This window comes from Marmoricola endophyticus (assembly GCF_014644415.1).
Lineage (GTDB): Bacteria > Actinomycetota > Actinomycetes > Propionibacteriales > Nocardioidaceae > Marmoricola > Marmoricola endophyticus.
The window spans coordinates 2,838,059-2,855,778 of the sequence record NZ_BMKQ01000001.1 but is presented as its reverse complement, the minus strand read 5'-3'; the positions used below and the strand labels follow the sequence as shown (position 1 = coordinate 2,855,778).

Genomic DNA, 17,720 nt, shown 5'->3' with positions numbered 1-17,720 from the left:
GGCTCAGACGCTACTCACCCGGCGGAGCCGAGGGCGTACCCCAGGCCCGCGAGCGCCACCCCGAGCACCAGCGTGCCCAGCGCGTTCAGCGTCGAGGCCCGCCAGCGTCGCTCCTGGGCCAGCCGGACGGTCTCCACGCAGTGGGTGCTGAAGGTGGTGTAGCCGCCGAGGAGCCCCGTGCCCAGCACGAGACGGAGGTCGTCGGAGACCACGGCCGAGGCGGCGAGACCGGTGACCAGACCGAGCAGCAGGGACCCGGAGAGGTTGATCAGCGTCGTGCCGACCGGGTACGTGCCGCTCGTACGCTCCCGCACCAGCCCGTCGACCACGAAGCGCAGCGCCGCGCCGACGCCACCGGCGAGGCAGAGGCCGACGAAGAGCGCCGGCGTCACCGCTCACCCTCCGGCACCAGGCTGGCGACGGCGACGCCCGCCGCCGTGGCGAGGACACCGAGCACGACGGTGCCCAGGGCGTAGGCCAGCGCCGTGCCCGGGTCGTCGCGCAGCAGCACGGTGTCGGTCGCCAGCGAGGAGTACGTCGTGAAGCCGCCCAGCACCCCGGTGCCGACGCTCAGCCGGATCGCGCGGCGGTGCGCGTGGTCCTCGCCGCGACGCAGCAGCGCCTCCAGCAAGGCGCCGAGCACGAAGGCGCCGACGAGGTTGACGGTGAACGTCGCCCAGGGGACGTGCGTCGTGGGGAGCAGCAGCGCCAGCCCCTCACGACCGGCGGTGCCGAGGACGCCCCCGAGAGCGACGAGCAGCACGAAGCGCAGCCTCAGGTGCACCGGCCGCAGCCGGTTCGCGGACTCCTCGACCTCGACGTCGCTGTCGAGGGGCAGCTCCTCGCGGCCGGTCACCGGTCCTCCTGCCACGGAAGCAGCCCGTCGACCTGCGGGGCCTGCGGCACGACCAGCACCGGTCGGTGCTGGCGGTGCGAGAGGTGGACGGCCACCGACCCCTCGAAGAACTCCCCGATCGCTCCTCGGATCCCGGGCCGTCTCGTGCCGACGACGATCATCTCCGCGTCGAGCAGGTCGGCGACCCGGGCGAGCGCGTCCCCCGGCTCCCCCGCCACCTCGCGCGCCTCGCCGGCGGCACCCTCGACGGCGAGCGCGTGCTCGACGCGCTCGCGCAGCGACTCGGGGAACGCTGCCGGTCCCGTGTCCTCGAGGTCGGGGTCGACCGGCGCAGTCACCTCGGTGCCGTCCTCCTCGCCGACCACGACGCGCCCGGCGTCGGCGTGGACGCAGACCAGCCGGGCACCGAGTCGGACCGCGAGCGCGGCGGCGGCCTGCACCACCGTCGGGCTCTGCTGTGGCTCCACGCCGACCACGAGGGTCCGGTTGCCGCTCATCGGGGTCTCCTGTCTGCGGGCGTGCGTCGGTCTCAGACAGGGACCGTTGTCGGCCAGACGACCGAGGTTGGGTGCGGTGGGCCCCACCGCCGCGACGCCGCACGCGTCGAGTCGATCATGGCACGCGTGACGCCGACGGCGTCAGCCGGTGAAGCTGAGCAGCTCGTCGGTGTGCCCGTGCGTGTACGGCGCCGGACCCTCGCCCGCCCGGCGGGCGGCGAGGATGTCGTCGTACATCTCCCGGGGGGTCTGCTCGTGGCCGAACACGCGACGTGCCTCCGTCGGGGTGTAGGTCACCGGGTTCGCGCTCGGCGTGCCCATCAGCGCCGGCGCGAGGATCGGCGTGGTGCGCGGGGTCAGCCTGTCCAGCACCTCCAGCATCCGGCGCGGGTCGCGCTTCAGTGCACTCATCGCGGTGCGGGTCGCGGCGATCGCGGCCGCGTCCACGGCGGGCGACTGCTCGACCCCGACCAGCGGGCGCATCCAGCGCGGCATGGTGGCGATGGTCGCGTGGCGGACCAGCGCGTTGCCGATCCGCGGCAGCGGCCCGGGGAGCACCTGCGGCAGCAGGTGGCTCTGCAGGTCGAGGAGGAAGTCCATCAGCCGCAGGGCGGGCTCCGTGGTCACCAGGCGCGGCCGGTAGTCCTCGAAGTACGCCCGGACGCCCGCGCGGGTGCGCGGCACGTCGCGGGGGTCGATGGTCTGCAGCTCGGCGGCGATCGCGCACTGCTGCCAGTACGCGGCCTCGTCGATCGCGCTCAGCCGGCCCGGCCCGAAGACCTCGTAGCAGTAGAGGATCGAGTGCCACGCGGTGACGTGGATCCACAGCTGGGAGTCGGGGTCGTTGGCGTCGAACGGGCGCCCGGTCACCGGCTCGGTGCCCACCGCGCGGGAGTGGATCCTGACCAGGATCTCCGACATTCTCAGCGCCGTCTCGGCGTCCCCGAAGGCGACCTGGGCGAAGTACTCCATCGTCCGGTCGTAGCGCAGCGCCGTGCGCGCCTCGACCTGGCCGCTGGCGTCGACCGACGCGGCGAGGAAGGGGTCGAGGTGCTGGATGACGACCGAGCGCATGAACCCCACGTTGACCGAGACGGGGTGGCTCCAGACGCGCCAGGTCACCGAGCCCGGGCCGAAGAAGCCGTGGTCGGCAGCCGGGGTGGCGATCATCTGGTCCAGCGTGGGTCGGTCCTGCGTCCTGCTCAGCGTCATGATCGGTCCTCTCGACAACTGGTACGTCGCGTACCGGACAAGTTACTGTGACGTCGCGTCACTGGCAAGCGCTTCCGTAGGATTCGAGCCGTGAGCGACTCGGCGGCGATCCCCACCGACGGCCGGGCCGCGCGCTGGGCCGGGCAGCGGGAGCGGCGCCGCGCCGAGTTCGTCGACGCGGTGCTCGTGCTGGTGGACGACGAGGGGCCGGACGTGACGCCGGCGCAGGTGACCGAGCGGCTGGGCATCTCGCGCACCAAGCTCTACCGCTACTTCGACGACGCCGAGGACCTGCGCGGCGCGGTGGCCGCGCGGGTGGAGGCGATGCTCACCGCCGAGCTGGCGCCGGTCTTCGACCTCAGCGGGTCGCCGCGGCAGATGATCGAGGGCGTGGTCGGCGCCCACGTGGCCTGGCTGACCGCGCACGGCAACCTCTACCGCTACCTCGCCGGACAGGCGCCGGCCGGCATCGCCGATCTCCAGCGGGCGATCGGGCGCCACCTCGCCGACTTCATGCGGACCTGGCTGGACGCCCTGGAGGTCTCCTCCCGCGCCGCCGACCCGCTGGCCCACGGCATCGTGGGGCTGGTCGAGGCGGCGACCGCCCGGTGGCTGGAGGCGCCCGGCGAGCTCGACCACGAGGAGCTGACCGAGGACCTGTCGGCGTGGATCTGGGTGCTGGCCGACGGCATCCTGCGTCGCGGCGGCGTCGCGCTGGACCCCGACGCGGCGCTGGTGCCCGCGTCGTGAGCGAGAAGCCGGACACGACCGGTGGCCGGGTTGCCTGGCCGTGGGCCGTCCTCCTCCTGCTCGTCAGCATCGTCGCCGCGGCGTTCTTCGTCGTGGCCGGGTTCGCCGAGAACACCAAGACGGGCACGACCACCGGTCGTCTCAACGACTCCCACACGGTGAGCACGGACGGCGGGCCGAAGTGTGTGGGCCGGCTGAGCTTCACCGTCGACGGCACCGAGTTCGGCGGCAAGGCACCGAGCCAGGACGCGTGCCCCGAGGACGGCTCGGACCCGACGGTGACGGTGCACTACGACCCGGAGAACCCGACGTTCTTCGACACGCAGGGCTCGCAGTCGTGGGTCTTCTGGCTCATCGCGCTCTTCCCCGCCTTCTGTGCCGGGGTGCTGGCGACCGGGCTGGTCAACCGTGTCCGGGAGCGCAGGCAGCGGCGCACCGGTGCCACGATGGGGGCATGACGCTGCGCTGGGTCGCCCGCTCGCCCGGAGAGCTCGACGTGTTCGAGCTCGAGGACCACGAGGTCCCCGACCCGGGATCCGGCGAGGTCCGCATCGCGATCCGCGCCGCCGGGATGAACCCGGCCGACTACAAGCACGTCGCGAGCGGCGACGCGGCCGACTTCCCCAAGCCGGTCGGCTACGAGATCGCCGGCGTGGTCACCGCACTCGGGCCGGGCACCGAGATCGCCTCGGGCGGGGGTGCGGTGGGCGAGGAGGTGCTCGCCTTCCGGGTGTACGGCGGGTGGGCGGAGGAGATGGTCGTCCCCGCCCGCGACGTCTTCGCCAAGCCGGCGGGGCTGTCGTACCCCGAGGCCGCCAACCTGCTCCTCGCCGGCACCACCGCCGCCGAGATGCTGCACGTCACCGGGGTGAGCGAGGGCGACACCGTCCTCGTCCACGGCGCCTCGGGCGCGGTGGGGGTGAGCCTGCTGCAGCAGACGGCCCTGCTCGGCGTGCGCGTCGTCGGCACCGCGAGCGAGTCCCGGTTCGAGGAGGTGCGCCGCTTCGGCGGTACGCCCCTCGCGTACGGCAGCGGGCTGGAGCAGCGGGCCCGCGAGCTGGGCCCGTACGCCGCCGCTCTCGACTGCGTCGGCACCGACGAGGCAGTCGACGCCTCGCTGGCTCTCGTCGCCGACCGGGAGCGGATCGTGACCATCGCGAACGCCGGGCGGGCCGAGACGGACGGGATCGTGTGGGTGCGCGGCTCGCTCCCGGCGAGCGCGGCGTACCGCGACGGCGTCCGCGCCCACCTCATCGGGTTGGCTGGCGAGGGTCGGCTGGTCGTCCCGGTCGCGCGGACCTACCCGCTGGCCGACGCGCTCGACGCCGCACGCTTCCTGCAGACCGGTCATCCCGGCGGCAAGGTCGCGCTGGTCCTGTGACCCACCCCTGGAGACGGTGAGCAGCAGACGTCCGGCTGCAAGGATCGACCCATGACCCCAGCTGTCCGGACCGCATGAAGGTCCTCGTCACCGGCGCCCGCGGGTACGTCGGCTCCCGCCTCGTCCCGCTGCTCCTCGCCGCCGGCCACGACGTACGCATCACGGCGACCTCCTCCCCCGACCCCGACACGCTGTGGTGGCTGAGCCACGTCGAGGTGGCACGGACCGACGTCCTGGACGCCGACGACGTGCTGCGGGCGACCGACGGGGTGGACGCCGTCTACTACCTGGTCCACGACCTCGGCGACGCCGACTTCGCGCGCACCGACCGGCAGGCTGCGGAGAACCTCGCCGGCGCGTGCGTCACCAACGACGTCGGACGAGTCGTCTACCTCTCCGGGCTGGTCCCCGACGTCCCTCGCGAGGACCAGTCGGCGCACATCGACTCGCGGCTCGAGGTGGAGCAGATCCTCACCTCCGCGGCCGGCGTGACCGCGCTGACCCTGCGGGCCGCGGTGCTCGTCGGCGCCGCCTCGACCAGCTTCGAGATCATCCGTCAGATCTCCACCCGGCTGCCCGTCCAGCCGATCCCGACGTGGATGAAGGACTGCCGCGTCCAGCCGATCGCCACCGTCGACGCACTCGCCGCGCTCGTCGGCGCACTCACCGTCGAGTCCGGCTCACGGCACTGGGACGTCGGCGGCACGGAGGTGCTGTCGTACGGCGACCTCGTGGCGACGTACGGCGAGGTGGCCGACCTGCACCGGCTGCAGATCCCGGTCCCGCTGCTGCCGACGGGCCTGGTGGGCGCCCTGGCCGGACTGCTCACCGACGTCCCGAAGCAGACCGTCGAGTCGCTCGTCGAGAGCCTGCACCACGACATGGTGTGCGCCGACGACGAGTTCGTGCGCGACCTCCTGCCCGCCGATCACCGCCTGGTGGGGCTGCGAGAGGGGATCGAGCGGGCGCTCGACCGTGCGCAGCAGGACCTTCCCGGTGAGCACCGCGACCCCATGACCCTGATGCCCCAGGACCCCGAGTGGGCGCGACGGAGCTTCTGAGCGCCCGGAACCGAGGGCGACCCGCTCCTCAGACAGGAGTACGTCGCCGTCCGGCCGCCAGCACCAGCAGCGGACCCAGGACGGGCAGGAAGAGCACCAGGAACCACCCTGCTGCTCCGAGCCGCCCGAGTCGGCCGGTCAGCGCGAGGCCGACCACCGCCAGCACGAGGGCCGTGTCGAGCACGACCAGCAGGCTGGCGACGATCTCGGGGACGCTCGGCAAGAGCGGGGGCAGCTCGGTCACGTGGAGGAGCGTACGGAGCCACGGCGTCCCGCCGCAGCCGATCGGCAGCACGCAAGCGGTGCCTCGGACCTCGACCGAACCGAGAAGCGGTCGTCGCACCCCTGGCCGCTCTCGTACGGCTGCTCGAGGGTGGGGCCGCGGGAGCCGGACACGGCGCCGAGTCGTCACGCCGTGCACGGACTACCTCGGCCGGCTCACTCGTAGCCTCTCCGTGTGACGACGCCGGCGAGACAGGGACCGCGGCACCTGTCGTACCCCGGGCTGATCGCCGTGGTCGTCGGCTACCTGACGATCATCAAGGGCGTCGGCTACGCCGCGGCGTCGATCTGGGACCTGGACGGCGAGATCTACACCGCGCGAGACGTCGTGGTCCTCATGTGGCTCCCGTTGGGTCTCGCGCTCGCCTACACCTACGCGGTGATCACCTGGCTCGGCTGGTTGCGTCCGGTGTGGCACGACGACCGGCCGGTGCGGCGATGGGTGTGGGCGGTGCCCGTGGTCTTCGTGGCGTGCATCGCGCTGGCCATCGACTACGGCGACCTCGCGGCCAAGCCTCTGGGGTACGTCCTCGCGCTGCTGGTCGCCACCCAGATCGTGGGGTGGGGCGAGGAAGGCATGTTCCGCGGAATCGGCGTCGTCTCGCTGCGATTCCACGAGCTCAGCGAGGGCAAGGTCGCGCTCTGGTCGTCGGTCCTGTTCGGCGCCGTGCACCTCACCAACGCGCTGGGACCGGGATCAGTGAGCAAGGCGCTCCCGCAGGCTGTCGCCGTCAGCTTTGCGGGCTACTTCTTCTACCTGATCCGCCGAGTCAGCCGCGGCAACGCCGTCAACTCGGTCGTCCACGGTCTCTTCGACTTCTCCGTCATCTCCGGCACGGCGATCGCCGCCGGCCAAGGAAGCTACCTCGGGTCCGGAGCAGCGATTCTCGCCTATGTCGTGACCGGCGCGCTCCTCGTGATCCGCCGCAAGCACATCGAGACGGCTCGGTCGACGAGTGCCCTGAGCACCCCGGAATCACCCTGAGTCACGTCGCGCCTTCGCGTGTCGACGACACGAGGAGCGGCCCGGTCCCGACGTGGATACTTCGGACCTCTGATCGGTGGAGCTGAGGGGATTCGAACCCCTGACCTTCTCATTGCGAACGAGACGCGCTACCAACTGCGCCACAGCCCCATGCGCCCCGAAGGCGCGACGACGAAGGTACCACCGGGACCGGCGGCCCTCCCAATCGGATCAGCCGGCCGCCTGGCGCCGCTGAGGCTGGGCCGGCTCGTCGGTCTCGGTCGACCGGGCGCCCTTCGCGAGGGCCGAGTCGGCGGCGTCGTGGCCCGAGGACGTGACGCCCTCCCCGGTGAGCTCGATGGTGCGCACGGTGCGCCGCGCGGCGGGCTTGGTGACGTACGTCGGGAGCGTGACCGGGACCGGGTCCCACAGCGCGGGGGCGGCGGCGAGCTCCTCGGCGGCGTGCTCGACGACCTCGGGCTCGGGGACGCTGGCCACGGTCTCGACCGCAGCCGCGGCGAGCGAGGGGGCGACGACGGCCTCGACGTCCTCGGCCTGGGTGGAGGGGTGCACCAGCGGCGGGGCGGCCGGGACGCGCGCCGCCGCCGTGCGTGCCGCCTGGCGGCACACGATCAGCCAGCAGGCGACCAGGAACCCGGGCAGCCACACCCACAGCGCGGCGACCTGGCCGAGCACGGCCAATGTGGCGACGACGACGGTCACGACCAGCAGGCCGACGAGGACGACGCGACGTCGACGAGCGGAGGCTCGGGCAGCGCGGATCGCGCGGCGGCGCGCGGCCGGCGAAGGGACGGGTGTCTCGACGGAGGCGGCCCGGACGGCGAGCGCCTCACGGGTCAGCGCGGAGGTGCGCGGGAGGACGCGGGCGGCGTCGGCGTGGTCGACGTACTCCGCGAAGTCGGTGAGCGGGACGTCCTCGGCGGGGTCGCGGCGCAGCGCCTGGGGGATCAGGTACGCGGCCCAGCCGACCGCGAGGGCGACGAAGATCAGCGCTGACATGTCCACGCGACGACCATAAGGAGCCGGGCGGCTCGGACCCGGCTTCTCGGCCCGTGTGTCGTCTGTGAACTCGTGTGACTACTGAGGTCGAGCCTTCTGGAGTCGCCGCACCATGCCGCCGGGAACCTCCTCGACGGTCACCGCGAACAGCCGGTGGTCGCGCCAGTCGCCGTCGATGTGGAGGTAGCGGGGGGCGTAGCCGTACTCCTTGATCCCGAGCTTCTCCACGACCCGCAGGGACGCAGCGTTCTCGGGGCGGATCGCCACCTCGACCCGGTGCAGCCGGGCGGCGTAGAAGCAGTGGTCGATCACCATCGCGACCGCCTGCGTGGTCAGGCCGCGGCCGGCGTACGCCTCGTCGATCCAGTAGCCGATCGAGGCGAACTGCCCCGACCCGCGCACGATGTTGTTGACCGTCACCTGCCCCGCCAGCTGGCCCTCGACGACCACCATGAACGGGAGCGTCTGGCCGGCACGCGCCTGGCGGCGGTAGGTCGAGACCATCTCGCCGAAGCTGCGCGGCCCGCTCACCCCGGCCGGGGACGTCGCGTCCCAGCGCCGCAGCCAGTCGCGGTTGCGGTTGCGCAGCCGGTGCCACGCCCGCTTGTCGCGCCGCCGGACCGGACGCAGCAGCAGGTCGCCGGCGCGGAGCTCGACGGGCCAGATGTCGACCGGGTACGTCGTGGTCAGTGGTCGCTCCCCCGCACCTGCTCCACCGCGTGGACCAGCAGCGGCTCGAGGACGGCCAGGCCGTCCTTCACCCCGCCCTTCGAGCCGGGGAGGTTGACGACCAGCGCGTCGCGGTGCACCCCGGCGAGCCCGCGCGAGAGTGCCGCCGTCGGCACGCCCTGGTCGACGCCGTACCGGCGGATCGCCTCGGCGATGCCGGGCACCTCGAAGTCCAGCAGCTCCCGGGTCACCTCCGGGGTGCGGTCCGTGGGCGTCAGGCCCGTGCCGCCGGTCGTGACGACCAGGCGCGCGCCGGACGACACCGCGATCCGGATCGCCTGACCGACGGGCTCGCCGTCGTGCACGACGTCCGGACCGGTCACGTCGAAGCCGAGCCCCTCCAGGGCCTCGACGATCAGCGGGCCGGTGGTGTCGTCGTACACCTTGTCCGCGGCGCGGTTGGAGGCGACCACCACGGTCGCCGTCAGCGCCTCGGGCAAGGTTTCGCCGGCGGGGTCCTCGGGTGGGTGCTCACTCACGGCGCCATTCTCCACTCCGCCCGCCGGACTTGGCCTCGACGCGCACGTCGGCGATCACCGCGCCCTTGTCGACCGCCTTGACCATGTCGACCACCGTCAGCGCTGCGACGCTGACGGCGGTCAGCGCCTCCATCTCGACGCCGGTGCGGTCCGTGGTGCGCACCGTCGCCGCGATCGCGACGTGGTCGTCGTGGACGTCGAGGTCGACGGTGACGCCGGAGATGGCCAGCGGGTGGCAGAGGGGTACGAGGTCGGGCGTGCGCTTGGCAGCCATGATCCCCGCGACCCGCGCGACCCCGAGCGCGTCGCCCTTGGGCACGTCGCCGGCCCGCAGCAGCGCCACGACCTCGGCGCTCACCAGCACGCGCCCGGTGGCCGTGGCCTCGCGCGTCGTCACGTCCTTGGCGGAGACGTCGACCATGCGGGCCGCGCCGGACTCGTCGACGTGGGTGAGGTGCGGGGTCTCGACAGCCTCGACCGACGGCGGCTGCGGCCCTGCCTCGGGTGCGGAGGTCTCGACGCGCTCACTGGCGCTCGCTGCTCGACCACCCGAGGTGGTCGAGCCCGACTGAGCGCTAGCGAAGGAGGCGGTGTCCTGAGCAGACGACCGAGGTACGAGGTCGTCGTGTCGAAGGGACGTCGAGACCCCCGAAGCTGACCCATCATCGCCAGGGGTGGAGGTCTCGACAGGCTCGACCGACGGTGGCTGCAGCCCTGCCTCGGGTGCGGAGGTCTCGACGCGCTCGCTGGCGCTCGCTGCTCGACCACCCGAGGTGGTCGAGCCCGACTGAGCGCTAGCGAAGGAGGACGTCGAGACCTCCTCGGGTCCCTCGCCGAGGGCTCGGTCGTCTCCGGACATCAGAAGTCCCGGTCGAGGACGAGCACGGGGACGGGCGTACCGGCGTCGACACCCGACTGGTCCTCGTTCAGCACGACGAGCGCGTTGGCGACGGCGAGGTCGCCGATCAGGTGCGAGCCGTGGCCGCCGACGGGGGTGACCGTGGCACCGGTCCGCGTGACGTCGTACCTCGCCCGGACGAACTGCCGCTTGCCCAGCATCGAGCCGATCGCCTCGGTGGTCGTCGCCTTCATCAGCGGGCGCTGCAGCCGGCGGCGACCCATCAGCTTGCGCAGCGCCGGCACGACGAACACCTCGAAGGAGACGTACGACGACACCGGGTTGCCCGGGAGCGTGAAGATCGGCACCCGCTCCTCGCCGACGAAGCCGAACCCCTGTGGCTTGCCCGGCTGCATGCCCACCTCGGTGAACTGCACGCCGCCGGAGCGGGTGAGGACCTCCTTGACGACGTCGTACGCCCCCTTCGAGACCCCGCCGCTGGTCACCACGACGTCGGCGCGGACCAGCTGGTCGGAGAGGACCTCCTCGAAGTCGTCACCGGTGTCGGAGACGATGCCGACCCGGTACGCGATCGCCCCGAGCGAGCGGGCCGCCGCCGCCAGCATGAACGAGTTGCCGTCGTGGATCGCGTCGCCGTCGAGCGGGCGACCCGGCTCGCGCAGCTCGTCGCCGGTGGAGATGACGACCACGCGCGGGCGCGGGTGCGCCTTGACGGCCGGGCGGCCCATCGAGGCCAGCAGCCCGATCTGGCGGGGGCCGAGGATCTGGCCGGCCTCGAGGATCACGTCCCCGGGCGAGACGTCCTCGCCGCGGCGGCGCACGTGCTGCCCCTCGTCCGGCGCCTGCGTGATCCGCACCTCGACCGTGCCCTCGTCGGTCCACTCGACGGGTACGACGGCGTCGCACCCGGGCGGCACGGGCGCCCCGGTCATGATGCGTACGCAGGTCCCCGGCTGCAGCGCGACCGGCTTCGCGCCGGCCCGGCCGGCGGCGATCTCGCCCACGACGGGGAGGTGCACGGGCCGGTCGTCGGAGGCGGTCACGACGTCGGCGTGGTGGACGGCGTACCCGTCCATGCTGGAGTTGTCGAAGGCGGGCAGGGCGCTCGTGGCGACGACGTCCTCGGCCAGCGGCAGGCCCATCGCCTCGAGCAGCGGCTGCTCGTAGGCCGGCAGTGGTTCCAGTGCGTCGAGGATCGAGCGCAGCTGGTCGTCGACCGAGGTCAGACCGGGTGAGACAGGCATACCTCGCAGACTAGACCGGAGCCGGAGCTTCCTCGCCGAGAACCGTGCCCGCGTCGACGCGGCGCTGGCCGCCGGGCTCGTCGAGCTCGACGTCGCCACGGACGCGGACGCCCTCGCCGAAGACCCAGTCGCCGTGGACGACCAGCGACGTGGCCTCCTTCAGCGACGGCACGCCGGCCGGGAAGCGCTTGTCGAAGTCCTTGACCAGGGAGTACGGCCCGTCGAGGTCGACGTACGGCGTGTGCTCGGGGCCGAGGTCGAGCACGAAGTCCTCGCCGACCGTGTAGCAGTCCGAGCGCAGCAGCATCAGCTGGGCGGTGTTCTTGACCGGCACGAACCGGTCGCGGCCGACCTCGATCAGCGCGGCGTCCTCGAAGACCTCGATCGCGGCGCCCATCGCCGTCTCCAGCTGCAGCACCTTGGGGCTCTGCTTGTCGGCGGGGTCGACGGTCTTCTCGTTGCGGATCAGAGGCAGGCCGAGGATGCCGTCACGCCGGTCCAGCTCGGCGCGCAGCGCCCGCAGGTCGATCCAGACGTTGTTGGTCGAGGCGAAGCGGTGCCGGTCGAGGTCCGCGAGCGCCTCCTTGTCCTCGGGCAGCGTCTGCGCGGTCTCGCGCAGCACCAGGCGTCCGTCGCTGAGCCGGCGCGCGAAGTGCCCGCCCTTCTTGTCGTTCGCGTCGCGGCGTACGGCCTCGATCGCGAACGAGGCGCCGGACTGCGCGAACCAGCCCGCGACCCGCGGATCCGGGACCGCGCCGAGGTTGTCGGAGTTGGAGCAGAACACGTAGCGGTAGCCGGCGTCGATCAGCCGGTCGAGCAGGCCGGTGCCGCGCAGGGCGGTGTAGATGTCGCCGTGGCCGGGCGGACACCACTCGAGGTCGGGGTCGTCGAGCCAGGTCACCGGCTCCAACGAGTCGACGAGGATCTTCGGCTCCTTGTTCTGCAGGAACTCCAGCGGCAGCCCCTCGACGGGGAGGTCGTCGTACCGCGCGAGGGCGGCCAGGCTGTCGGCCGAGGTGCGGAACGAGTTCATCAGGATCAGCGGGAGCGGCGCGGCGTGCTCGCGGCGCAGGTGCTGGACCTGTCGGGCGATGACGTCGAGGAAGGACATCCCCCGGCGTACGCACAGCAGCGACTTCGCACGGTCCATGCCCATCGAGGTACCCAGCCCGCCGTTGAGCTTGATGACGGCGGTGGCGCGGATCGCCTCGCTCGCGGTCTCCTCGGAGACCTCGACGTCGGCCAGCGCCGGCATGTCGACCGGCTCGATCGCGCTCTCCGGGATCATGCCCGTCTCGCCGTGCTGGACCAGCCGCCAGTAGTGCGCGAACGTGTCGATGGCGACCGGGTCGACCCCGGCGTCGGCCATCTTCTGCTTGCACCGCTTCAGAGCCTTGTCGCCCGCCTTGTCACCGGGGGCCGACTGGCGCTTGTCACCCATGCCACCGATCGTAGGCTGCGGCCGTGGCAGCCGCACATCTCCCCGACGATCGGGCCGCGGGGGCCAAGCTCGCGCTGCGCGACCAGCTGCTGACGGCGCGTGGGCGCCTGCCCGTCGCGGTGATCGCGGCGCGCGCACGCTCGCGGGCGGAGCACCTGCTGGCGACCGAGGAGGTACGCCGGGCCGCCACCGTCGCGGCGTACGTCTCGGTGGGGCGCGAGCCCGGCACCGGCCCCCTGCTCGACGCCCTCGTGGCCGCCGGGAAGCGGGTCGTGCTGCCGCTGCTGCTGGCGGACATGGACCTGGACTGGGGCGTCTACCGCGGGCCGGAGTCGCTGGTGCGCGCCGGGCGCGGGCTGCTCGAACCCGCCGGGGAGCCGCTGGGCGCGGACGCGGTGGCGACGGCCGACGTCGTCCTCGTGCCGGGGCTGGCCGTCGACCGCACCGGGGTACGGCTCGGCCGCGGCGGAGGGTCGTACGACCGCGCCCTCGGCCGGGTGCCCGTCGGCACCTTCACCTGCGTGCTGCTCGACGCCGCCGAGATCCTCGACGACGTACCCCACGCCCCCCACGACCGTCCCGTCACCGCGGTCGCCACCGAGGACGGGGTGCTGCGGCTGCGCTGAGGCGCCGCCTCCCGCAAGGGAGAGTGTGAGCGCAGGACGCGACGCCTCAGCGGGTCGGACGCAGGACGAGGGTGTCGGACGAGGCGGCGCGGACGGCGTGCGGTGTCGAGGGCCAGGGCGACGAGGAGCCGTCGCGCCAGGCGGGCAGCTGGTCGAGGAGGTGCGGTCCGAACACGTGGCCCGAGGTGCCGCCGAGGACCGCCCACCGGCTGCCGTCGGGGTCGGCGAGGTCGCTGACCAGCCAGCCGGCGGGCGCCGCGTCCGCGGAGTACCCGCTGCGCGGGTCGTACGCCGTGTCCATCACCGCGCCCGGTCCACCCGGTGCGCCGTGCCCGTCGCGGTCGAACAGCACCCGTCCCAGCCACCGCTCGGACAGGGCCGGGCTCCGCAGCTCGAGGCGGTGCAGGTGTCCCCAGCTCCAGCCGCGAGGATCGCGCGCCTGCAGCCTGGTCATCTCGTCGCGCGCCTCGCGCATCGCCCGGACGAGCACGTCGTCGCGCTTCTCGACGCGCTTCGGCGTGGTCGCGTCGTCCCACCACGGGTCGTCGGGGTGGTCGAGCAGTCCGCGGACCACCTCGTCCCACCGCGGGTCCCCGTCGGGCCACAGCGTCGGCGGCAGCTGGTCGTGGAAGGTGTCGCTGAGCAGGTTGCGCCACACGGCGTTGTAGTACGCCGCGGCGGCCGACCCGGTCGGTTGCGAGTAGTCCCACCCGCGCAGGGTCCGCTGCCCCTGCCGGACGTACGCCGAGCGCAGCGGGACGTCGAGCAGGTGCGGCACCAGCGCCGGCGCGGTCGGGCTGCGCGTGTCGGTCGCGACCCGTACGAGGTCGGTCGCAGTGACGTCGCCGCCGGCCGCGGCGAGGAGCCGGCGCACGCGGTCGGCCTTGGCGGCGTACGACCAGGAGTCCCCGAGGGTCGTGGTGTCGGCCGAGGGTGGTTGTCCCGCCGCGACGACGATCCCCGACGCGGGATCCTCCTCGTGCGGCAGCCGGTCGTCGGGCACCGGCACGAGCGGCCGGGTCGACGCCCATCCCGGCGCGGGCCGCAGACCGTCGCCGGGCACCCTCGACGGGATGGCGCCGGTGGCCTGGTAGCCGATCGACCTCCGGTCGGCGTACACCACGCCGGACGCCGGGGCCCGCAGCCGCCGGGCGGCGGCGCGGACGTCGCTCACCGACCCGGCGGCGTCCATCGCGAGCACCGCCTCCATCGAGCGGCCCGGCGTGCTCCCCGTCCACCGCACGGCCACGGCGTAGCCGTCGCCCCGTGGCGGCGCGCCGGACGGCACCGGCATCTCCCGGCCGATCTCCCTCAGCCGGTCCGACACGTCGGAGAGCAGCGGTCCGTGCCCGGTCGCGCGCACGGTGATCTCACGGGTCGACCCGCCGGCGACGCGGATCCGCTCGGTGCGCGTCTCGAGCGGTTCGCGGCGCCCGGCCCGCACCGACGTCCCCCCGGCGACGGACTCCAGGAACAGGTCGACGGTGTCGGCGCCCAGTGCGGTGACCGCCCACGACACGTCGTCGTTGTGGCCGGTGACGATGCCGGGGAGGCCGGCGTAGGCGAACCCCGAGACGTCGTACGGGCAGTCGGCGGAGACGCGTCGGCAGTGCAGACCGCTCTGGTACGCCGACCCCGGCAGCGCCACCTGCTGCCCCGGGACCGCGGCCAGCAGCGGCCGGCCCGACACGGTCGACCGGCCGGCCACGGCGAAGGCCGTGCCACCGGTGCCCGGACGGGCCGCGACGAGCGGGTCCTCGGCGGCGAAGCCGTCACCCAGCTCGTTCACCAGGGCACTCCTGCCCCGGGGCTCGGCTCCGCTCGGGGCGCTGCCGGGCTGCACCCGGGCACCGGCGCCCGGGGTGGTCCCACCGGTCACGGCGGCGCGCTCGTCCAGGGGGTACGACGGGTAGAGGGTCGCCGCGCCCGCCGGCGCCGGGGAGACGGCCAGCTCGGCGCGCTGCACCTCCTCGTGCAGCCCTCCTGCCTGCTGCCAGGCCGCCAGCTTCAGGTACGCCAGCGAGTCCACCGGCGTCCAGTCGCCCGGTCGGTAGTCGCCGTCGAGCGACACGAGGGTGTACTCCAAGGAGTTGTCCGAGCCGATGTGCTGGTCGAGGTAGGCGTTTACGCCGTCGCTGAAGGCCTCCAGCGCCTGCCGGGTCGGCGCGTCGAGCAGCGCGAGCTCACGCTGGGCGGTCCGGCGCCAGCCCAGCGTGCGCGCGACCTCGTCCTGCCGCAGCAGCCGGCTGCCGAAGATCTCGGCGAGCTGGCCCGACGCGGCGTGGCGGCGCAGGTCCATCTGCCAGAACCGGTCCTGCGCCTGGACGAACCCCTGCGCGGCGAACAGGTCGTGGCTGGTGCCGGCGTAGATCTGCGGCACCCCCTGGGCGTCACGTCGTACGACGACCTGCCCGTCGAGGGTGCCGAGCCGCAGCGCGCCGTCGGTCTCGGGCAGCGAGCGGCGCGCGACCCACCAGGCCCCGCCGACGGCCAGCAGAGCGAGCACCAGCGCCACGACCAGCACGTACACCGCCCAGCGGAACGGTGCCGGCCAGTCGGAGAAGCGGTCCCGCTCGGGCACGGGTCGCTCCCCCACGCCTCCCGAGACCGTCACGCGGCACATTGTGCCGGGTCGTCACCGGGGGCCGCCGGGCGCCACCGACGCCCGCGGGACGGTCCCGACGTCCCCCGGGCACGGCGTAGACTTGGCACTCGGCAGCAGGGAGTGCCAGCCCGCTCGGCCGCGCAACCAAGGAGAGACGTGCCCACCTACCAGTACCGCTGCACCGAGTGCGGCCACTTCCTCGAGCAGTTCCAGGCGTTCACCGACGACGCGCTGACCGAGTGCCCGGTCTGCGGCGGGCAGCTGCGGAAGGTCTTCAACGCGGTGGGCGTCGTCTTCAAGGGCTCCGGGTTCTACCGCAACGACAGCCGCTCTGACTCGTCCTCGAAGGGCTCCGACGGCTCGTCCTCGAGCTCCGGCTCCGCCGAGGGCTCATCCTCGAAGGACTCCGGCGGCTCGACCTCGAGCTCCGACTCCTCGGGAGGCTCGGGAAGCTCGGCGACCTCGAGCAGCTCCGCAGGCTCCACCGGCTCCGGCTCGAGCTCCTCGTCCTCGTCGTCCTCCACCTCGTCGTCGAGCTGAGTGCACCTCTGACCTGGGACGACACCGCGCCTGTGGGCAACCCGGGCCGTCCGTGAGCCGCACCGCCTAGCGTCCGAGGCATGGCCACAGACGACCCCTCACACAGCCTCCGCGGACTCCTGGCCGGCCTACGCCGGCGGGTCCTGCTGCACCGCCGGGGCCTGGCCGCACTGCTCCTCGCCGTCGCCGTGGCCGCCGGGGTGGGTGCCGTACGCGCCCCGGCGCAGGCGACCACGACGGTCTGGGTGGCGGCCCGCGACCTCGACGGCGGCGGCGCGCTCACCGGGGCGGACCTGCGTCGCGCACGACTCCCCGAGGCGGCGGCGCCCGCGGGCGCTGTCACGCGGGAGGAGCTGGTCGGGCGCCGCCTGTCCGGCCCGGTCCGCGCCGGCGAGCCGCTGACCGACCGCCGGGTGCTGGGCGCCGCACTGCTGGAGGCCTACCCCGGTCGTTCGGCGGTGCCCGTACGACTGGCCGACCCCGGCGTCGCGGAGCTGCTGCACCCGGGTGACCGGGTCGACCTGATGCGGGCGGACCCGCGAGGTGACGGCCCGTCGACACTCCTCGTCCCGCGGGCGGTCGTGCTGAGCGTGATCCGCGACACGCCGTCCGCCATCGGAGTTCCGGACGGTCCGGATTCCGGGGGGATTGTCCTGGTGGCTGTCGACGCAGCCGCCGCTCCGGAGGTGTCTGCCGCCGGAGTGGCGGGCTTCCTCACCGTCGCCCTTCCTCGCTAGGTTGTGGCCCCCACACAACCCTGAGAGGCACCGGCCCTGGTGTCCGGTCACCAGAAGGAGCGTCAGATGGACGGCTTCAAGGCTTTCATTCTCCGCGGCAACCTCGTCGAGCTCGCTGTCGCGTTCATCATGGGCGGCGCTTTCGCCACCGTGGTCGACGCGACCGTGAAGATCATCATGGACCTCATCGGCAAGATCGGCGGCACGCCGAACTTCTCCTCGTACACGCCCGGCGGCGTCTCGGTCGGCGCCTGGATCACCGCGGTGATCGGCTTCCTGATCTTGGCCGCGGTCGTCTACTTCCTCATCGTCACGCCGTACACCAAGGCCAAGGAGCGGTTCTTCCCGGCCGAGCCCGTCGCCGAGGAGGGCACCCCCGAGGACATCGTCCTGCTCACCGAGATCCGCGACGCCCTGGCGGCACGCGGCTGAGCTCA

At 73.3% G+C, this 17,720-nt stretch carries 20 protein-coding genes, 1 tRNA gene and 1 pseudogene; 9 read left to right on the top strand and 13 right to left on the bottom strand.

Annotated elements, in window-relative coordinates:
• Positions 1-14: 14 nt before the first annotated feature.
• The 4 genes from crcB to IEX42_RS14005 form a co-directional block, all read right to left on the bottom strand.
• Positions 15-392, bottom strand: coding sequence for a fluoride efflux transporter CrcB (crcB, locus tag IEX42_RS14020; RefSeq protein ID WP_188780328.1), 378 nt, complete (start codon positions 390-392; stop codon positions 15-17).
• Entirely contained in the window at positions 389-856 is a 468-nt protein-coding gene (locus tag IEX42_RS14015; protein WP_229660867.1) for a fluoride efflux transporter FluC, read from the bottom strand. The genes crcB and IEX42_RS14015 overlap by 4 nt, the downstream gene beginning before the upstream one ends.
• Complete coding sequence (locus IEX42_RS14010) at positions 853-1,353, bottom strand: universal stress protein (RefSeq protein WP_188780327.1); 501 nt, start codon at positions 1,351-1,353, stop codon at positions 853-855. Before IEX42_RS14010 ends, IEX42_RS14015 begins: the two co-directional genes overlap by 4 nt.
• Before the next feature lie 141 nt (positions 1,354-1,494).
• Positions 1,495-2,565, bottom strand: coding sequence for an oxygenase MpaB family protein (locus IEX42_RS14005; RefSeq protein WP_188780326.1), 1,071 nt, complete (start codon positions 2,563-2,565; stop codon positions 1,495-1,497).
• Positions 2,566-2,655: 90 nt separating this feature from the next.
• Between IEX42_RS14005 and IEX42_RS14000 the strand changes: the two genes are divergently transcribed.
• The 4 genes from IEX42_RS14000 (at position 2,656) to IEX42_RS13985 (ending at position 5,757) form a co-directional block, all read left to right on the top strand.
• Positions 2,656-3,315, top strand: coding sequence for a TetR/AcrR family transcriptional regulator (locus IEX42_RS14000; RefSeq protein ID WP_229660866.1), 660 nt, complete (start codon positions 2,656-2,658; stop codon positions 3,313-3,315).
• A complete protein-coding gene (locus IEX42_RS13995; protein WP_188780325.1) occupies positions 3,312-3,773 on the top strand; it encodes a hypothetical protein in 462 nt (153 codons plus the stop codon). Before IEX42_RS14000 ends, IEX42_RS13995 begins: the two co-directional genes overlap by 4 nt.
• Positions 3,770-4,696: an NADP-dependent oxidoreductase gene (locus IEX42_RS13990; RefSeq protein WP_188780324.1), complete on the top strand. Its 927-nt coding sequence runs from the start codon at positions 3,770-3,772 to the stop codon at positions 4,694-4,696. The genes IEX42_RS13995 and IEX42_RS13990 overlap by 4 nt, the downstream gene beginning before the upstream one ends.
• Before the next feature lie 74 nt (positions 4,697-4,770).
• Positions 4,771-5,757, top strand: coding sequence for an NAD-dependent epimerase/dehydratase family protein (locus IEX42_RS13985; protein WP_188780323.1), 987 nt, complete (start codon positions 4,771-4,773; stop codon positions 5,755-5,757).
• A gap of 28 nt (positions 5,758-5,785) precedes the next feature.
• Here IEX42_RS13985 and IEX42_RS13980 read toward each other — a convergent pair whose 3' ends face one another.
• Complete coding sequence (locus IEX42_RS13980) at positions 5,786-6,001, bottom strand: hypothetical protein (protein WP_188780322.1); 216 nt, start codon at positions 5,999-6,001, stop codon at positions 5,786-5,788.
• 213 nt (positions 6,002-6,214) lie between these two features.
• Here IEX42_RS13980 and IEX42_RS13975 point away from each other — a divergent pair, with 213 nt between their 5' ends.
• Positions 6,215-7,024 (top strand): CPBP family intramembrane glutamic endopeptidase, encoded by an 810-nt coding sequence (locus IEX42_RS13975; protein WP_188780321.1) that lies wholly within the window; start codon positions 6,215-6,217, stop codon positions 7,022-7,024.
• Positions 7,025-7,101: 77 nt separating this feature from the next.
• Here IEX42_RS13975 and IEX42_RS13970 read toward each other — a convergent pair.
• The 7 genes and pseudogenes from IEX42_RS13970 to IEX42_RS13940 form a co-directional block, all read right to left on the bottom strand.
• A tRNA-Ala gene (locus IEX42_RS13970) sits at positions 7,102-7,174 on the bottom strand.
• A gap of 60 nt (positions 7,175-7,234) precedes the next feature.
• A complete protein-coding gene (gene sepX, locus IEX42_RS13965; protein WP_444543251.1) occupies positions 7,235-8,023 on the bottom strand; it encodes a divisome protein SepX/GlpR in 789 nt (262 codons plus the stop codon).
• 78 nt (positions 8,024-8,101) lie between these two features.
• The gene (locus tag IEX42_RS13960) at positions 8,102-8,611 is read right to left on the bottom strand and encodes a GNAT family N-acetyltransferase (RefSeq protein WP_373286203.1); all 510 of its coding nucleotides are present in this window, start codon (positions 8,609-8,611) and stop codon (positions 8,102-8,104) included.
• Between the two features lie 98 nt (positions 8,612-8,709).
• Positions 8,710-9,231, bottom strand: coding sequence for a MogA/MoaB family molybdenum cofactor biosynthesis protein (locus IEX42_RS13955; RefSeq protein ID WP_373286192.1), 522 nt, complete (start codon positions 9,229-9,231; stop codon positions 8,710-8,712).
• A pseudogene (moaC, locus tag IEX42_RS13950) lies at positions 9,224-9,685 on the bottom strand (cyclic pyranopterin monophosphate synthase MoaC); the annotation flags it as partial. The gene IEX42_RS13955 and the pseudogene moaC, both read right to left, overlap by 8 nt.
• Before the next feature lie 404 nt (positions 9,686-10,089).
• Positions 10,090-11,334 (bottom strand): molybdotransferase-like divisome protein Glp, encoded by a 1,245-nt coding sequence (gene glp / locus IEX42_RS13945; protein ID WP_188780318.1) that lies wholly within the window; start codon positions 11,332-11,334, stop codon positions 10,090-10,092.
• A gap of 10 nt (positions 11,335-11,344) precedes the next feature.
• Positions 11,345-12,775, bottom strand: a complete 1,431-nt coding sequence (locus IEX42_RS13940) for a UTP--glucose-1-phosphate uridylyltransferase (protein WP_188780317.1) — start codon at positions 12,773-12,775, stop codon at positions 11,345-11,347.
• 23 nt (positions 12,776-12,798) lie between these two features.
• On the opposite strand from IEX42_RS13940, the gene IEX42_RS13935 reads away from it, so the two are divergent.
• Positions 12,799-13,401 (top strand): 5-formyltetrahydrofolate cyclo-ligase, encoded by a 603-nt coding sequence (locus tag IEX42_RS13935; RefSeq protein WP_229660865.1) that lies wholly within the window; start codon positions 12,799-12,801, stop codon positions 13,399-13,401.
• A 46-nt stretch (positions 13,402-13,447) separates the two neighbouring features.
• Here IEX42_RS13935 and IEX42_RS13930 read toward each other — a convergent pair whose 3' ends face one another.
• Positions 13,448-16,015 carry a penicillin acylase family protein gene (locus tag IEX42_RS13930; RefSeq protein ID WP_188780316.1) on the bottom strand — a complete coding sequence of 856 codons (2,568 nt, stop codon included), beginning with the start codon at positions 16,013-16,015 and terminating at the stop codon, positions 13,448-13,450.
• A 147-nt stretch (positions 16,016-16,162) separates the two neighbouring features.
• Here IEX42_RS13930 and IEX42_RS13925 point away from each other — a divergent pair, with 147 nt between their 5' ends.
• The 3 genes from IEX42_RS13925 to IEX42_RS13915 all read left to right on the top strand — a co-directional run bounded on the left by IEX42_RS13925 (position 16,163) and on the right by IEX42_RS13915 (position 17,715).
• Positions 16,163-16,546, top strand: a complete 384-nt coding sequence (locus tag IEX42_RS13925; RefSeq protein ID WP_188780315.1) for an FmdB family zinc ribbon protein — start codon at positions 16,163-16,165, stop codon at positions 16,544-16,546.
• A gap of 80 nt (positions 16,547-16,626) precedes the next feature.
• Positions 16,627-17,283, top strand: coding sequence for an SAF domain-containing protein (locus IEX42_RS13920; RefSeq protein WP_188780314.1), 657 nt, complete (start codon positions 16,627-16,629; stop codon positions 17,281-17,283).
• Between the two features lie 66 nt (positions 17,284-17,349).
• Positions 17,350-17,715, top strand: coding sequence for an MscL family protein (locus IEX42_RS13915; protein ID WP_188780313.1), 366 nt, complete (start codon positions 17,350-17,352; stop codon positions 17,713-17,715).
• Positions 17,716-17,720 lie beyond the last annotated feature (5 nt).

Excerpts from the sequence above, each read along its gene's own strand:
- IEX42_RS14005 (WP_188780326.1), bottom strand. The coding sequence starts at position 2,565 with ATGACGCTGAGCAGGACGCAGGACCGACCCACGCTGGACCAGATGATC.
- sepX (WP_444543251.1), bottom strand. The coding sequence starts at position 8,023 with ATGTCAGCGCTGATCTTCGTCGCCCTCGCGGTCGGCTGGGCCGCGTAC.
- IEX42_RS13920 (WP_188780314.1), top strand. The coding sequence starts at position 16,627 with ATGGCCACAGACGACCCCTCACACAGCCTCCGCGGACTCCTGGCCGGC.
- glp (WP_188780318.1), bottom strand. The coding sequence starts at position 11,334 with ATGCCTGTCTCACCCGGTCTGACCTCGGTCGACGACCAGCTGCGCTCG.
- IEX42_RS13915 (WP_188780313.1), top strand. The coding sequence starts at position 17,350 with ATGGACGGCTTCAAGGCTTTCATTCTCCGCGGCAACCTCGTCGAGCTC.
- IEX42_RS13990 (WP_188780324.1), top strand. The coding sequence starts at position 3,770 with ATGACGCTGCGCTGGGTCGCCCGCTCGCCCGGAGAGCTCGACGTGTTC.
- IEX42_RS13985 (WP_188780323.1), top strand. The coding sequence starts at position 4,771 with ATGAAGGTCCTCGTCACCGGCGCCCGCGGGTACGTCGGCTCCCGCCTC.
- IEX42_RS14010 (WP_188780327.1), bottom strand. The coding sequence starts at position 1,353 with ATGAGCGGCAACCGGACCCTCGTGGTCGGCGTGGAGCCACAGCAGAGC.
- IEX42_RS13940 (WP_188780317.1), bottom strand. The coding sequence starts at position 12,775 with ATGGGTGACAAGCGCCAGTCGGCCCCCGGTGACAAGGCGGGCGACAAG.